Origin of the sequence: Thalassobius sp. Cn5-15 (assembly GCF_022347685.1) — a bacterium.
In the GTDB taxonomy this organism is placed as follows: domain Bacteria; phylum Pseudomonadota; class Alphaproteobacteria; order Rhodobacterales; family Rhodobacteraceae; genus Thalassobius.
Window position 1 is genome coordinate 51231 of the sequence record NZ_JAKRGF010000007.1, and the last position, 13326, is coordinate 64556.

Consider the following 13326-nt stretch of genomic DNA (forward strand, 5'->3'; position numbering starts at 1 on the left):
CCAGCCTCTGAAGGAGACTGGCCGCGCGCAGAAATTCGTTGGCAAAGCCTGCCTGACAGATGCTGTCAGATCAGAACTTGTGCACGTAGGACATGCCAACCAGAACCGGATCGATCTCGGCGGTGCCGATATCTGCACCGTTCAGCTTGGCGTCGCTATCGATGTCAAACCAGCGCACGTTCAGGCGTACAGCACCTTTTTCGGTGATTTGGTAGTCAACACCAGCCTGCACTGCGAGCCCCCAGCTGTCATCCAGACGCAGGCTACCCAACGACGACTCCTCTTCAAAGAAGGTCGTGTAGTTCACACCGATGCCCGCGTAGGGTTTCCACGCCGAGTTGGTGTCAAAGTGGTAGTTCAGCGACAGGGTCGGCGGCAGGTGGCGGGTGGTGCCGATTTTGTTGCCGTTCAGCGAGATGTCATGCTCAAACGGGGTGGCTGCCAGCAGTTCGACGCCAACGTTGTCCATCACAAAGTATTCCGCAGTGAAAATCGGACGGGTGTCGTCGCCGATGGTCGCGTCCATGTTGGCCAGATCGCCGTTGTCCGATTTCGGCTCAAGGTAGCCAATACCAACACCTACGGTCCAGTCGCCTGCGGATTGCGCCATAACGGCACCGCCAGCAACTGTGGCAAGAGCGGTGGTGAGAACCAGAGTTGTGCTGAGACGTTTCATTTTGAAACCCATTCTTCTGTCGTTGTTAAATCCGATACTCGTTCTCTAGCGCCCAGCCCGAGTCGCCGCGCTGATGTGGATCAAAAACTGCCAAAAATCGCGTTTGATCGAGGTCAACTTATTAGGGACGCTGTCACACCCCGAAGGCGTCTCAGTCCCTGCGAAATCAGGTCACCCTTTCCCACTTGCCCCCCGTACCCCCGTTTCCAATCCTGTAGGAGCTTGCAATGAAACTGAAATCCAACGCTTTGCCTTCCTCCGATGGGTTCAAGGCCAATGTGGCTGCGCATAAGGCGGCGCTGGCCCAGATCGCTGAGGCTGCCGATGCCGCGCGTCTGGGTGGTGGGGAGAGGGCGCGCGAACGTCATGAGGCCCGTGGTAAAATGCTGCCGCGCCGCCGCGTTGCTGACCTCCTCGACCCCGGATCACCTTTCCTGGAGGTGGGCGCGACAGCGGCGCATGGCATGTACGGTGACGCGGCCCCTGCCGCAGGCGTGATCGCAGGTATCGGACGTGTCAGCGGGGTGGATTGCATGATCGTCTGCAACGATGCCACCGTGAAAGGCGGCACGTATTTCCCGATGACGGTGAAAAAACACCTGCGCGCCCAAGAGATTGCCGAGGAAAACAACCTCCCCTGTATCTATCTGGTGGACAGCGGAGGCGCCAACCTGCCGCAACAGGATGAGGTGTTTCCTGACCGCGACCATTTTGGCCGGATCTTTTACAATCAGGCCAATATGTCGGCCAAGGGCATTCCCCAGATCGCCGTTGTGATGGGCAGCTGCACCGCTGGCGGCGCTTATGTGCCCGCGATGTCGGATGTGACCATTATTGTGAAGGAACAGGGCACCATCTTCCTCGCCGGTCCGCCCTTGGTGAAGGCCGCAACAGGTGAAGTTGTGAGTGCCGAGGATCTGGGCGGCGGCGATGTCCACACTCGCCTCTCCGGTGTCGCGGACTATCTGGCCGAAGATGACGCACATGCGTTGGCGCTAGCACGACGCGCCGTCAGCCACCTGAATCGCCGCCGTCCCGCCACTGTGGATTGGGCCTCGCCAGAGGAACCCGCCTATGATCCGTCGGAAATCTTCGGCGTTGTCCCCGGTGATCTGCGCACGCCCTATGACATCCGCGAAGTGATCGCGCGCACCGTCGATGGTTCGCGCTTTGACGAGTTCAAGCCGCGCTTTGGCGAAACGCTGGTCACAGGCTTTGCCCATATCAAGGGCTGCCCTGTTGGTATCATCGCCAACAATGGCGTCCTGTTTTCCGAGGCCGCGCAAAAAGGCGCGCATTTTGTCGAACTGTGCAGCCAGCGCAAAATCCCGCTGGTGTTTTTGCAAAACATCACCGGCTTCATGGTGGGCCGTAAGTACGAAAACGAAGGCATCGCCCGTCACGGCGCCAAGATGGTGACCGCCGTAGCCTCGACCAAAGTGCCGAAAATCACCATGCTGGTCGGCGGCTCTTTCGGTGCTGGCAACTACGGTATGGCAGGCCGCGCCTATTCACCGCGCTTCCTATGGACATGGCCCAATTCCCGCATCTCCGTCATGGGCGGGGAACAGGCGGCAGGCGTTTTGGCGACGGTGAAACGCGACGGTATTGAGCGTCAGGGCGGCACTTGGTCAGCCGAGGAAGAGGCCGCCTTCAAACAGCCCACCATCGATATGTTCGAGGAGCAGAGCCACCCGCTCTACGCCTCCGCCCGCCTGTGGGATGACGGTATCATCGACCCACGCAAAACCCGCGAGGTGCTGGCACTCTCCCTCTCCGCGGCTCTCAACGCCCCGATCGAAGAAACACGTTTCGGCGTGTTCCGCATGTAACCCATTGTTCCAAAATATCCCCGGGGGTCCGGGGGCAGGCTGCCCCCGCTCCGACCTTTGCCAAAAAGGACGCCGTATATGTTTACCAAAATCCTGATCGCCAACCGGGGCGAAATTGCCTGCCGCGTTATGGAAACCGCCCGTGCCTTGGGGGTGCAGACCGTTGCTGTCTATTCCACCGCAGATGCGGCGGCGAAACATGTGGCCATGGCGGATGAGGCCGTGCTGATCGGCACCGGACCCGCGCCGGCGGACAGTTACCTGATGGGCGACGAAATTATCGCAGCGGCGAAATCAACCGGTGCGCAGGCGATCCATCCAGGCTATGGCTTCCTCAGCGAGAACCCTGAATTTGTTGATGCGGTGGAGGCGGCGGGGTTGACCTTTGTCGGTCCCTCGGCCTCAGCCATCCGCGCGATGGGTCTGAAGGACGCAGCCAAGGCCCTGATGGAGGAGGCAGGCGTTCCTGTCGTCCCCGGTTATCACGGCACCAATCAGGATGCGGATTTCCTTGCTGAGCAAGCGTCAGAGATCGGCTACCCCGTGCTGATCAAGGCCGTGGCAGGCGGTGGTGGCAAGGGCATGCGCTTGGTTGAGGCGGCAGAGGATTTCGCCGATGCTTTGGCCAGTGCACGAGGAGAAGCGCAGACTGCTTTTGGTAATCCGGATTGCCTGATCGAAAAATACATCCAAAAACCCCGCCATATCGAAGTGCAGGTTTTTGGCGATGGCACCCGCGCGGTGCATTTGTATGAACGTGACTGCTCGCTACAGCGTCGCCACCAAAAGGTAATCGAGGAAGCCCCAGCGCCCGGCATGACCGAAGAGATGCGCGCAGCGATGGGTAATGCCGCTGTCCGGGCGGCAGAGGCGATCGGGTATAAGGGCGCTGGTACGGTCGAGTTTATCGTTGATGGATCGAACGGCCTGCGCCCTGATGGGTTCTGGTTCATGGAAATGAACACCCGCCTGCAGGTGGAACATCCCGTCACAGAACTGGTCACAGGCGTTGATCTGGTCGACTGGCAGCTGCGCGTCGCTGCTGGCGAGGCGCTGCCAATGGCGCAGGATCAGATCCCGCTGATCGGCCACGCCTTTGAGGCCCGTCTTTATGCCGAAGATGTGTCGAAGGGCTTTCTGCCCGCGACCGGCACACTCAGCCATCTCAGCTTCCCCGTACTGGCGCGCGCCGACAGCGGCGTGCGGGCAGGGGACACGATCAGCCCGTGGTATGACCCGATGATTGCCAAGGTGATCGTGCATGGTCCCAGCCGTGCGGCGGCGTTGTCGCGTTTGTCGGCGGCACTTGATCAGACACAGGTTGCAGGGACGGTGACAAATCTTGCCTTCCTTGGTGCGCTGGCCGCCGATCCGGCCTTTGCTGCGGGCGACGTGGACACCGGCCTGATCGCGCGGGAGATTGACGCGTTGGTCGCAGCGCCCGAGGTAACGTCCGTGCACAAGGCCGCCGCCGCACAGGCTGCACTTGGGCTGGCGCAGACGGAGTGGGACAGCGGATTCACCCTATGGGGCCCGCTGCGTCAATCGGTGACACTGGCCCATGGAGAAGAAGACGTCATCGCAACGGTTGAGGTGCGCGCCGATGATCTGCAACATTGGGATGTGGGGGGCGCCCAGATTGTCTGCACGCGTGTAAACGGTCAGTGGCTGGCTGACGGAAAACGACTGCCTGATGTGGCGCTGGCGGGCGACGCGATCACGGTCTTCGCAGGCTACGGCCTCAGCTTCACCCGCATTGATCCGCTGGATCAGGCGAGCGCGGCAGCAGGGGACGGCAATGTGATTGAGGCCCCGATGCCCGGACTGGTCAAAGCGGTCTTTGCACGCGCGGGCCAAGAGGTGAAGGAAGGCGATCGTCTGGCCATTCTGGAGGCGATGAAGATGGAACATTCCCTGCTGGCCGCCCGTGACGGTGTGGTGGCAGAAGTGATGGCAAGCGAAGGCGATCAGGTCGAGGCAGGCGCCGCGCTGATCCAGTTGGAAGACGCGTGAGAGAGGACAAAGTGATGACAGAGGCCAAACCAATCCTACACTCCATTGCCGGTAGCCGATCGTTTCGTGTCCTTTGGTTGCTTTGCGAGCTTGGCGTCGACGTTGACCTGCAGCCCTATCAGATCACCGATGGTTCCCTTCAGCAGGACGCGTTCAAGGTGCTGTCGCCAGCGCGGCGCGTTCCTGCCTTGGAAATTGACGGCATCACGCTGATCGAAAGTGGCGCAACCGTGCAGTATCTTTGTGAAACGCGCATGGGCCACAGCCTGATGCCTGCCGTTGGCGATCCTGAACGGGCCGAATGGCTGCAATGGATTCACTATTCCGAAACCCTTGGGGTGGCGATCCAGAACCTCAACATGCAGCACCTGTTCCTGCCTGATCCTGCGATGCGCTCGATCCCGGTGATGGGCATTGAAACCAAACGCTTGGCCATCGCGCTTAAGGCGCTGGAGGCAAGGTTGGCGGATGGGCGTGACTTTCTTTTGGCTTCGGGATTCTCTAGCGCGGACGTTATGATGGGCTTCACCGTCACGGCGGCATCGCATTACGTGCACTTTGATGCTTTCCCCCGTCTTGTCGCTTATCAGGACCGGCTGGCAGAGCGTCCCGCCTACCGCCAAGCGCAGCAGATGGAAGGGCCGCAGCAGTTCTATACCCGCGATTTTTATGAGCTACCGCAGGGGTGATCTGATGACAAAACAGGTAGAGATTTTTGAGGTCGGTCCGCGCGACGGCTTGCAGAATGAAAAGCGTCAGATCCCGACGGCAGAGAAAGTGGCGCTTGTTGATTGCCTCAGCCGCGCTGGGTTTCGCCGCATTGAAATTGCCAGTTTCGTCAGCCCCAAATGGGTGCCGCAGATGGCGGATAGTGCTGAGGTACTGGCCGGCATCAGCCGTGCATCAGGTGTATCCTATGCCGCGCTGACGCCGAACCTGCGCGGGTTTCAAGGCGCGGTTGCTGCTGATGCGGATGAGGTGGCGATATTTGGCTCCGCCTCAGAAGGGTTTTCACGCGCAAATATCAATGCCTCCATCGCCGAAAGCATTGAGCGGTTTGTCCCGGTTGCTGAGGCTGCGCGTGCTGCAGGCATTCCGATGCGCGGCTATGTCAGCTGCGTTACGGACTGTCCGTATGATGGGGCCGTTGATCCGTCCGAGGTGGCGCGTGTGGCAGAGGCGCTGCTGGCGCTGGGGTGCTATGAAATCTCACTTGGGGATACAATTGGGCAGGCCACGCCTGAGAGGATCGCCGCGATGCTGGACGCGGTGCAGCGGGTGGTGCCAGCGGACAAACTGGCGGGACATTATCATGACACCGCTGGGAGGGCGCTCGACAATATCGAGGCCTCGCTTGATATGGGGGTCCGGGTGTTCGACGCCGCCGTCGGTGGTCTTGGCGGTTGCCCCTATGCGCCTGGCGCGGCGGGCAATGTCGCGACCGAAGGCGTTGCGCGGCGGCTGGCGGATCTGGGGTATCACACCGGCCTTGATTTGGATGTCATCGAACAGGCGGCTGAAATGGCGCGCCAGATGCGGATTGAGTGAGTGGGTAGCGGCAGCAGCATGAGCGATTTTGAAACCATTGAGATTGAGCGCGACCCGCGTGGGGTGGCAACCCTTTGGCTGGCGCGTGAAGCAAAGCATAACGCGATGTCGGCCCAGATGATTGCCGAGTTGCACAAGGCGGCTGACCTTTTGGGCGACGACGACAGCGTGCGGGTTGTGGTGCTGGCGGCGCGTGGGCCGTCGTTCTGTGCAGGCGGTGATCTGGGCTGGATGCGCCAGCAGTTCGAGGCCACCCCAGAGGTGCGCAAGGCTGAGGCCGGCACGCTGGCCTATATGCTGCAGGCGCTTAACACGCTGCCCAAACCATTGATCGGGCGGTTGCAGGGCAATGCCTTTGGCGGCGGTGTTGGTCTGGCGTCGGTTTGTGATGTGGCGATTGGCGTTGATAGCCTGATGATGGGGCTGACAGAAACGCGTCTGGGGCTGATCCCCGCCACCATCGGTCCTTATGTTTGCGCCCGCATGGGCGAGGCACGGGCGCGTCGTGTCTTTATGTCTGCCCGTCGGTTCGGCGCGGCGGAGGCGGTGGATCTGGGCCTGTTGGCACGGGCTGTTCCGGCGGAAGAGCTGGACGCAGCGGTGGAGGCGGAGGTTGTCCCCTATCTTGACTGTGCGCCCGGTGCGGTGGCACGGGCCAAGGCCCTGTTGCGCACATTGGGGCCGCAAATTGATCAGGCGGTGATCGCGCACACCATCGACCAACTGGCGGAATGCTGGCAGGGGGCCGAAGCACCGGAGGGCATCGGTGCCTTCTTTGAAAAGCGTAAACCCAGCTGGCAGGGAGAAGTCTGAAAACAGCGCCGGGATCACCGTAAAATAACGGTGATCAGCGATTTGGGGAAGGGCGGAATTGCAGGAATTTGAGCTGATTCCCTTTCCTTAGGATTCGCGTCGGAAAACGGCGTTGTTGCCTGTTAGCGCCACAATGAAACATTTCTGCGAAATACATGTTCTGTAAAAAGTTAATCCCGCGGAGTTGATTTCGGGTGCCCGGGGTGCAGATTGGGAAATTGACCGCCTTTAAAACAAGGGTTGTGTGCATTTGTATACCGCCTATCGGTGTGCAAAAACGACATGAATATAAAGTCTGAAAAAGCCTCCACTCGGTTGACCCTGCCTGCCTCGCAGGAGTAAACCGTGCCAAAGATATAGCAGCCTACTGACTGCGCGGATCGCGCATGAAAGGAGCCACAGTGGAAGACATGCTGAGGGAATACCTTCCCATCCTCGTCTTTTTGGCCATCGCAATTGCTCTTGGCCTCGTTCTTATTCTTGCCGCCGTTGTTCTGGCCGTCCGAAACCCGGACCCGGAAAAGGTCTCTGCCTACGAGTGTGGTTTTAACGCCTTTGATGATGCACGGATGAAGTTTGATGTGCGCTTCTATCTGGTGTCGATCCTGTTCATCATTTTTGATTTGGAAATCGCTTTCCTCTTTCCCTGGGCCGTCGCGTTCAAGGACATCTCGATGGTGGGTTTCTGGTCGATGATGGTGTTTCTTGCCGTGCTGACAGCTGGTTTTGCATATGAGTGGAAGAAGGGGGCTCTGGAATGGGAGTGATGGCCGGACATAACACCGCCGGGTTCGACCGTGAGGTTGCCACCCAGGAGCTGAACCGTGAGCTGCAGGATAAAGGCTTTCTGCTCACAACGGCTGAGGATCTGATCAACTGGGGCCGCACAGGCTCTTTGCACTGGATGACTTTCGGTCTGGCCTGTTGTGCGGTTGAAATGATGCACACCTCTATGCCGCGTTATGACGCTGAACGTTTCGGTATCGCCCCGCGTGCCTCCCCGCGTCAGTCGGACGTGATGATCGTGGCGGGTACGCTGACCAATAAAATGGCACCGGCGCTGCGCAAGGTTTACGACCAGATGCCAGAACCGCGCTACGTGATCTCTATGGGGTCCTGCGCCAACGGTGGCGGCTATTACCACTATAGCTATTCGGTTGTGCGCGGCTGTGATCGCGTGGTGCCCGTGGACATTTACGTGCCCGGCTGCCCGCCCACTGCTGAGGCACTGCTGTATGGTCTGATGCAGCTGCAACGCAAAATCCGCCGCACTGGCACCATCGCACGCTAAAGCGACGGGAAGGACAAGAACATGAGTGACGCTCTGAAAGATCTGGCCGGCCACCTTGAGCTGAAGCGCCCCGATTGCGTGCTAAGCTGGGATATTGCCTACGGCGAACTGACCGTGGATGTGGCCCCTGCTAACATCGCGGGCTTTGTTGATTTTCTGAAGGCAGACCCGACCTGTAAGTTCTCCAGCCTTGTGGACATCACTGCTGTGGACTACCCCGAGCGGGCGAAACGGTTTGACGTCGTCTACCACTTCCTGTCGATGTATCAGAACCACCGCATCCGTTTGCGTGTGTCGATCCGCGAAGAAGAGGTTGTGCCCTCGATCGTGTCTGTTCACCCCTCGGCCAACTGGTTCGAGCGTGAGGTGTTTGACATGTTCGGCATCATCTTCTCCGGTCACCCGGACCTGCGCCGGATCCTGACGGACTATGGCTTCCGTGGCTATCCGCTGCGCAAGGACTTTCCGACCACCGGTTACACTGAAGTGCGCTACGACGAAGAGCTGAAGCGCGTGGTCTATGAACCTGTGAAGCTGGTTCAGGAATACCGTCAGTTTGATTTCATGAGCCCGTGGGAAGGTGCAAACTACATCCTGCCCGGTGACGAAAAAGTTGATGAGAAAGGGGAGGCGAAATGATGGACGGCTCCAAAGGTTTCGACGACGCCCTGACCGGCGAACAGAAGATCCGCAACTTCAACATCAACTTTGGCCCGCAGCACCCTGCGGCTCACGGCGTGCTGCGTCTGGTTCTGGAGTTGGACGGCGAGATTGTGGAACGTTGCGATCCGCACATCGGCCTGTTGCACCGTGGCACCGAAAAGCTGATGGAAAGCCGCACCTATCTGCAGAACCTGCCGTATCTGGACCGCCTCGACTACGTGGCGCCGATGAATCAGGAACATGCCTGGTGTCTGGCGATTGAGAAACTGACCGGTGTTGAAGTGCCCCGGCGCGCCCAGTTGATCCGCGTTCTGTTTTGCGAAATCGGTCGCGTGCTGAACCATCTGCTGAACGTGACCACGCAAGCGATGGACGTTGGTGCGCTGACCCCGCCGCTTTGGGGATTTGAAGAGCGTGAGAAGCTGATGGTGTTTTATGAACGTGCCTGTGGCGCACGTCTGCACGCCAACTATTTCCGCCCCGGTGGTGTACATCAGGATATCACGGACAAGCTGATCGACGACATCGAAGAGTGGTGCATCGAATTCCCCGCCGTGCTGGAAGACATCGACGGCCTGCTGACCGAAAACCGCATTTTCAAACAGCGTAACGCCGACATTGGTGTTGTGACGGAACAGGAAATCCTTGATTGGGGGTTCTCCGGCGTGATGGTGCGCGGATCTGGTCTGGCATGGGATCTGCGTCGTTCTCAGCCCTATGAATGCTATGACGAGTTTGACTTCCAGATTCCTGTTGGCAAAAACGGCGACTGCTATGACCGTTACCTCTGCCGTATGGAAGAGATGCGCCAGTCCGTTTCGATCATTCGTCAGGCCATCGTGAAACTGCGCGAAACCCCCGGTGACGTGCTGGCCCGTGGCAAGCTGACCCCGCCGAAACGTGGTGAGATGAAGACCTCGATGGAGGCGCTGATCCACCACTTCAAACTCTACACCGAAGGTTTCCATGTGCCTGAGGGGGAGGTTTACGCCGCCGTGGAGGCGCCCAAAGGTGAATTTGGCGTCTACATCAAATCTGACGGCAGTAACAAACCCTACCGCGCCAAACTCCGCGCGCCTGGCTTCCTGCACCTGCAGGCGATGGATCATGTCGCAACCGGCCACCAGCTGGCCGATGTGGCCGCGATCATCGGCACCATGGATGTGGTGTTCGGGGAGATTGACCGCTGATGTTGAAGAAATCTGTAACGCTCGTCGCGCTGATCCCGCTGCTGGCCGCCTGCGGTCTGCCGCAGGGCCTGAACCAACAGGATGTCCTTGCTTATGAAGCCGCTGTGGCCTCTGTGGGCTGCGTGATGCGGGTTGAATCCGATTACCTGCCGGTGGAGCTGCAAACAGGCTTCACCCGCGAACAGGTGATCGGGCTAACAGAATATGAACTCGCCAAGGGCAATGCTGTGAAGCTTGACAATGGCGGGGTGAAACTTACGATCGGAGCCTGTGCCTGATGCTACGCCGTCTCTATCATGACCAGCCAGAAAGCTTTGCTTTCACGCCCGAAAACCAAAAATGGGCCGAGGCACAGATCACCAAATATCCCGCAGGTCGGGCGCAGTCGGCGGTTATTCCGCTCTTGTGGCGTGCGCAGGAACAGGAAGGCTGGCTGTCGCGTCCGGCGATTGAATATGTCGCCGATATGCTGGGCATGGCGCATATCCGCGCGTTTGAGGTGGCATCGTTCTACTTCATGTTCCAGCTGACCCCGACCGGTTCCATCGCCCACGTGCAGATCTGCGGCACCCTGTCGTGCATGATCTGCGGTGCTGAGGATCTGATCAAGGTGTGTCAGGAACAGATTGCCGACAAACCCTTTACCGTATCTGAGGATGGCGCGTTCACTTGGGAAGAGGTGGAATGCCTCGGTGCCTGCTCAAACGCCCCGATGGTGCAAATTGGCAAGGACTACTACGAGGATCTGACCGCCGACCGTTTTGCCGAAATTCTGGCAGAGCTGCGCGCAGGCAAGGTGCCGGTTCCTGGTCCGCAGAACGGCCGCTTCTCTTCTGAACCTCTGTCCGGTCTGACCTCGCTGAAAGAATTTGACAGCGGCAAAACGAAATACAACGCCTCGGCGCAGTTGGCTGTGGATCTGGGCGAAACCGTCAAACGTATCGATGGTACAGAAGTGCCGATCCTGACACCCTGGATGAAGGGCAAGGAAGCCACCGCAGTGGCCGCGCCGGCTGGTGAGACGGTTGTCGATCCTGCACCCGTCGCCAAACCCGCCCACGCACAGGCGGCGCAGGCGAAAGCCACGGCATCCAAGCCGAAACCCAAAGCCGTCGCTGCCGCCGAGATTGATGAAGCCGAGCCCGAGGTTCTGACCGCCGCACGATCAGAGGGTGCAGATGATTTGAAAAAGATCAGCGGTGTTGGCCCCAAACTAGAGCAGACGCTGAACGAACTGGGCTTTTTCCACTTCGACCAGATCGCCAAGTGGACGGATGCCGAAATCCAGTGGGTTGATAACCGCCTGAAATTCAAAGGCCGGATCACCCGTGACGACTGGATTGGCCAAGCCGCAGAACTGGCTAAAGCGCTGGCCAAGAAGGACTGAGGGTAACACGTTGAGCGAACAGAAGGATGCAGAACTGGCACGTAAGGGGCGTATCACCTCACTGGTGATCGCGGGCACGGCCGTGTTCTGGATCGTCGCGTCGTTTGTTGGTGGGCAGCTGGGGCTGCCGAACCGCACGCGCGCTCTGTTCGATCTGATTGCCTTGGCGGGATTTATCTACGCCATCGTGATGATTTTCCAAATCTGGCGCTTGCGTCAAAGTAACGACCAGAACAGCAAAGGGTAACGGGATGCTGAAGGATCAAGACCGTATCTTTACAAACCTCTACGGGATGCATGAGCGCACCCTGGCCGGCGCCAAAGCGCGCGGTCATTGGGATGGCACCGCAGGCATCATCCAGAAGGGGCGCGATTGGATCGTGGATCAGATGAAAGCATCGGGTCTGCGCGGTCGTGGCGGTGCGGGCTTCCCGACTGGTCTGAAATGGTCCTTCATGCCGAAGGAAAGCGATGGTCGCCCGGCCTATCTGGTGATCAACGCCGATGAATCGGAACCCGGCACCTGTAAAGACCGCGAGATCATGCGCCATGATCCTCATACGCTGATCGAAGGCGCGCTGATTGCCTCCTTCGCGATGAACGCCAACGCGGCCTATATCTACATTCGCGGTGAATACATCCGCGAACGTGAGGCGCTGCAGGTCGCGATTGATGAGGCGTACGACGCTGGCCTTTTGGGTAAGAACGCGGCTGGCTCTGGCTGGGACTTCGACCTCTACCTGCATCACGGGGCAGGGGCCTACATCTGTGGTGAAGAAACCGCATTGATCGAAAGCCTTGAGGGCAAAAAGGGCATGCCGCGCATGAAACCGCCGTTTCCGGCGGGTGCGGGCCTTTATGGGTGCCCGACCACGGTGAATAACGTGGAATCCATCGCCGTTGTGCCGACCATTCTGCGTCGTGGGCCGGAATGGTTCGCGGGCTTTGGCCGTCCAAACAACGCGGGCACGAAGCTGTTTGCCATTTCGGGTCACGTCAACACCCCCTGCGTGGTTGAAGAGGCGATGTCGATCAGCTTTGAAGAGCTGATTGAAAAACATTGCGGTGGTATTCGCGGTGGCTGGGACAATCTGCTGGCCGTGATCCCCGGCGGGTCGTCCGTTCCTTGTGTGCGTGGTGAAAACATGCGCGATGCGATCATGGATTTCGACTATCTGCGCAATGACCTCGGCTCGGGCCTTGGCACTGCGGCGGTGATCGTCATGGACAAACAGACGGATATCATCAAAGCGATCTGGCGTCTGGCCAAATTCTATAAACACGAAAGCTGTGGTCAGTGTACGCCGTGCCGTGAAGGCACCGGTTGGATGATGCGGGTGATGGATCGTCTGGTGCGCGGTGAAGCAGAAATCGAAGAGATCGACATGCTGTGGGATGTGACCAAACAGGTCGAAGGCCACACCATCTGCGCGCTTGGTGATGCGGCGGCTTGGCCGATCCAAGGTTTGATCCGCAACTTCCGCGATGAGATCGAAGATCGCATCAAGGCACAAAAAACCGGTCGTCGTACCGTTTTGGCAGCGGAGTGATCTGAGATGCGTTTTCCCTTGATCTGCCTGATGGGCGTTATGGCTCTGACCGCCTGTGACCGTGTGACTGATATCACTCATCGCAGTTCGCGTGTCCTTTTTGAGGACAAATTTTACCCGACACAGCTGTCGGCGGTTGGCGGTGACAACACCGCGTTCGCCGTGAACGTTGATCGCATCGAGCAGGGCGTCGACGCCGCCCGCGAGGCGGGGCGTCATCGTGCGACCAAATACTGCGTGACCGAGTTCGGGAAATCCGATGTGGTCTGGATCAATGGCCCCGATGACGCGGCTGCTGATCTGGTCGTTTCGAACGGTTCACTAACCCTGCGGGGACGTTGTGACGTATGAATAAAAGTTTCG

At 59.0% G+C, this 13326-nt stretch carries 15 protein-coding genes; 14 read left to right on the top strand and 1 reads right to left on the bottom strand.

What is annotated here, in order from left to right; translation table 11 throughout:
* Positions 1–70: 70 nt before the first annotated feature.
* Positions 71–676 carry an OmpW family protein gene (locus MHM86_RS14400; protein ID WP_239200775.1) on the bottom strand — a complete coding sequence of 202 codons (606 nt, stop codon included), beginning with the start codon at positions 674–676 and terminating at the stop codon, positions 71–73.
* A gap of 227 nt (positions 677–903) precedes the next feature.
* Here MHM86_RS14400 and MHM86_RS14405 point away from each other — a divergent pair, with 227 nt between their 5' ends.
* The 14 genes from MHM86_RS14405 (at position 904) to MHM86_RS14470 (ending at position 13314) form a co-directional block, all read left to right on the top strand.
* Positions 904–2508 carry a carboxyl transferase domain-containing protein gene (locus tag MHM86_RS14405; protein ID WP_239200777.1) on the top strand — a complete coding sequence of 535 codons (1605 nt, stop codon included), beginning with the start codon at positions 904–906 and terminating at the stop codon, positions 2506–2508.
* Between the two features lie 78 nt (positions 2509–2586).
* Positions 2587–4521 (top strand): biotin carboxylase N-terminal domain-containing protein, encoded by a 1935-nt coding sequence (locus tag MHM86_RS14410; protein ID WP_239200779.1) that lies wholly within the window; start codon positions 2587–2589, stop codon positions 4519–4521.
* Between the two features lie 14 nt (positions 4522–4535).
* Positions 4536–5210, top strand: a complete 675-nt coding sequence (locus tag MHM86_RS14415; protein ID WP_239200781.1) for a glutathione S-transferase family protein — start codon at positions 4536–4538, stop codon at positions 5208–5210.
* A gap of 4 nt (positions 5211–5214) precedes the next feature.
* Positions 5215–6069 (top strand): hydroxymethylglutaryl-CoA lyase, encoded by an 855-nt coding sequence (locus MHM86_RS14420; protein ID WP_239200783.1) that lies wholly within the window; start codon positions 5215–5217, stop codon positions 6067–6069.
* A gap of 18 nt (positions 6070–6087) precedes the next feature.
* The gene (locus tag MHM86_RS14425; protein ID WP_239200785.1) at positions 6088–6882 is read left to right on the top strand and encodes a crotonase/enoyl-CoA hydratase family protein; all 795 of its coding nucleotides are present in this window, start codon (positions 6088–6090) and stop codon (positions 6880–6882) included.
* A 401-nt stretch (positions 6883–7283) separates the two neighbouring features.
* Positions 7284–7649, top strand: a complete 366-nt coding sequence (locus MHM86_RS14430) for an NADH-quinone oxidoreductase subunit A (RefSeq protein ID WP_058319696.1) — start codon at positions 7284–7286, stop codon at positions 7647–7649.
* Positions 7649–8173, top strand: a complete 525-nt coding sequence (locus MHM86_RS14435) for an NADH-quinone oxidoreductase subunit B family protein (protein ID WP_239200786.1) — start codon at positions 7649–7651, stop codon at positions 8171–8173. The genes MHM86_RS14430 and MHM86_RS14435 overlap by 1 nt, the downstream gene beginning before the upstream one ends.
* A gap of 21 nt (positions 8174–8194) precedes the next feature.
* On the top strand, positions 8195–8812 hold the full coding sequence (locus tag MHM86_RS14440) for an NADH-quinone oxidoreductase subunit C (RefSeq protein ID WP_239200787.1): 618 nt from the start codon (positions 8195–8197) through the stop codon (positions 8810–8812).
* Positions 8812–10026 carry an NADH-quinone oxidoreductase subunit D gene (locus tag MHM86_RS14445; RefSeq protein ID WP_239200909.1) on the top strand — a complete coding sequence of 405 codons (1215 nt, stop codon included), beginning with the start codon at positions 8812–8814 and terminating at the stop codon, positions 10024–10026. Before MHM86_RS14440 ends, MHM86_RS14445 begins: the two co-directional genes overlap by 1 nt.
* Complete coding sequence (locus tag MHM86_RS14450) at positions 10026–10304, top strand: hypothetical protein (protein ID WP_239200789.1); 279 nt, start codon at positions 10026–10028, stop codon at positions 10302–10304. The genes MHM86_RS14445 and MHM86_RS14450 overlap by 1 nt, the downstream gene beginning before the upstream one ends.
* Positions 10304–11413, top strand: a complete 1110-nt coding sequence (locus tag MHM86_RS14455) for an NADH-quinone oxidoreductase subunit E (RefSeq protein WP_239200791.1) — start codon at positions 10304–10306, stop codon at positions 11411–11413. Before MHM86_RS14450 ends, MHM86_RS14455 begins: the two co-directional genes overlap by 1 nt.
* 10 nt (positions 11414–11423) lie before the next feature.
* The gene (locus MHM86_RS14460) at positions 11424–11660 is read left to right on the top strand and encodes a DUF5337 domain-containing protein (RefSeq protein WP_239200793.1); all 237 of its coding nucleotides are present in this window, start codon (positions 11424–11426) and stop codon (positions 11658–11660) included.
* Between the two features lie 4 nt (positions 11661–11664).
* A complete protein-coding gene (gene nuoF / locus MHM86_RS14465; protein ID WP_239200795.1) occupies positions 11665–12963 on the top strand; it encodes an NADH-quinone oxidoreductase subunit NuoF in 1299 nt (432 codons plus the stop codon).
* Between the two features lie 6 nt (positions 12964–12969).
* Entirely contained in the window at positions 12970–13314 is a 345-nt protein-coding gene (locus MHM86_RS14470) for a hypothetical protein (protein WP_239200796.1), read from the top strand.
* Positions 13315–13326: the final 12 nt, after the last annotated feature.